At 58.0% G+C, this 1,842-nt stretch carries 1 protein-coding gene; it reads left to right on the top strand.

The window, feature by feature from the left end; genetic code table 11:
- Nucleotides 1-177 precede the first annotated feature (177 nt).
- A complete protein-coding gene (locus DI14_RS06770) occupies nt 178-1,827 on the top strand; it encodes an IS1182 family transposase (RefSeq protein ID WP_235193417.1) in 1,650 nt (549 codons plus the stop codon).
- Nucleotides 1,828-1,842: the final 15 nt, after the last annotated feature.

Below are 1,842 nucleotides of genomic sequence, written 5' to 3'. Positions count from 1 at the left end.
AAGAGGCTGGGACATAACTCAGTAGATTTATAACAAAGAGGCCACCGGGAGCGACTTGTTCGCTCCCGGTGGCCTCTTGTCATTTTTATGGGTTCGTGCACGCGTTTCGGACTAAACAGATAGGGGCGACCTCTGATAAAGTTAAAGTGACCAAACCATAACTTTGGAGGTGCCCCTATGTACAAAGAGTATACCATGAACCAGTTGGTTTTGCCCCTAGATTTAGAAGTCCGTCTCCAGGAAAACGATATCGCCTTCGCCGTCCATGACCTCGTCGAACAGATCCCCGACGAGGCCTTCGAGCCGTTCTGGCGAACGACGGGCTGCCCGGCCTATCACCCGCGCATGATGATGAAGATCGTCCTCTGCGCCTACACGCAGTCCGCATTCTCGGGCCGAAAGATCGAAGGCCTACTCAAGGACAGTCTTCGGATGATGTGGCTCGCCCAGGGCCACGAGCCGAGTTATCGGACGATCAACCGTTTCCGCGTCCACCCGGCCGTCGCCCCAATCCTGAAGGCCGCGTTCGTCGCCTTCAGATGTCATCTCGTCGAGACCGGCGAGATCGACCAGGAGGCGATCTTCATCGATGGCACGAAGCTCGAGGCGAACGCCAATCGTTATACGTTTGTCTGGCGGAGGGCGGTCGAGCGATACAGCGCCACGCTCGTCGAGAAGTCGAACCAACTGTACGACGAACTGATGGCCGGTCAGGTCATCCCCGAGATCGAACGGGAGAGCCCGGACGCGCTCTCGATCCAAGAACTCGAACAGGTCGCCGCGCGACTTGAAGAAAAGATCGAGGCCATCGACGAGGAAATCGCCTCGACCACCGACGTCGCCGAACGGAAACGACTGCGTGCGGAACGGAAGGTGCCCCGTCGTCTCCACAAACAGGCCGCCGACTTCGCCGCCCGGAAACGCCGATACGAGGAGCACATGGCCACCTTCGGTACACGGAACAGTTACTCGAAGACCGACAGGGACGCGACGTTCATGCGGATGAAAGAGGATCACATGAAGAACGGCCAACTCAAGCCGGGCTACAACGTCCAGATCGCAACCGAAGGTCAGTACACGCTCGCCTATGACGTCTATCCGAACCCGACCGACATGAAGACGTTAATCCCGTTCCTCGATGAAATCGAAACGTTCTTCGACCTGCCCGCCCACATCGTTGCCGACGCGGGATACGGGAGCCAGCAGAACTACACGGACATTCTCGAGCGCCGGGGGCGCCTGCCCTTGATCCCGCATACGATGTACCGGAAGGAACAGAAGAAGAAATGGCGCGAGGACCCGTTCAACATCGCGAACTGGGCGTACGATGACGAGACCGACACGTTCACGTGCCCGGACGGGAGGCGGCTCTCGTTCAGCCATGAGTCCCAAAGGACCGATCGGAACGGCTTCACCCGTGATTTCCGTGTGTACGAGTGCGAGAGCTGCGACGGCTGCCCGTTCCGGGAGCTGTGCACGAAGGCCGAACCGGGGAGACACCGCCAGGTCAGCGTGAACGGGGCCTGGGAAGAACAAAAGCATATGACGAGAACGCTGCTTTCGGATGAGAAAACCGGTGCTCTCTACGCCCGACGCAAGACGGACGTGGAACCAGTTTTTGGATATCTGAAGGCTAATTTGGGTTTCACCCGCTTCTCCGTCAGGGGAAAACAGCGCGTGAAACGCGAGCTCGGCTTCGCCCTCATGGCGGTGAACCTACGGAAGTTCATCGCCAATGGCATCGGGGGAAGTGCAAAGAAGGGGTCCGGCCACCGAAAATCGGTGACCGGACCCCTCTTTTTATTGAAAATCTCCAAAACCGGCTAGTTATGTCCCAGCCTC

It is taken from the genome of Exiguobacterium sp. AB2 (genome assembly GCF_000696055.1).
Classification (GTDB): Bacteria; Bacillota; Bacilli; order Exiguobacteriales; family Exiguobacteriaceae; genus Exiguobacterium; species Exiguobacterium alkaliphilum.
This window is presented reverse-complemented; position numbering and strand designations above follow the sequence as displayed.